Source organism: Paenarthrobacter aurescens, from assembly GCF_025421775.1.
Classification (GTDB): Bacteria; Actinomycetota; Actinomycetes; order Actinomycetales; family Micrococcaceae; genus Arthrobacter; species Arthrobacter aurescens_B.
The window spans coordinates 1-257 of the sequence record NZ_JAOEFX010000469.1; the positions used below are offsets into that span (position 1 = coordinate 1).

Below are 257 nucleotides of genomic sequence, written 5' to 3' on the forward strand. Positions count from 1 at the left end.
GGGACACCATGACCTGGAGGCGGACGGCCTCCCCGTCCGCGCCGGACTCCTGCAGGGTGGCGAAGCAGAGCTTGCCGGTGTTGCGGAGGAAGACGACGCGCCCGGTCACCGACACGGTCTCGCCCGAGGTCCAGTCGGGCTCGTGGCCGTCGAACCGCTCACGCACCTCGGCCAGCGCGTGGGTGCGCGGCACCTGCACGGGGTAGGCCTCGCGGCCCGAGGCGAGCAGCTGCTCACGCTTGGCGGCGCGGACGGCC

The 257-nt window shown here is 74.3% G+C and carries 1 pseudogene; it reads right to left on the reverse strand.

The features are described from left to right. Positions 1 to 257, reverse strand: a pseudogene (locus N7568_RS24405) (lysine--tRNA ligase); the annotation flags it as partial.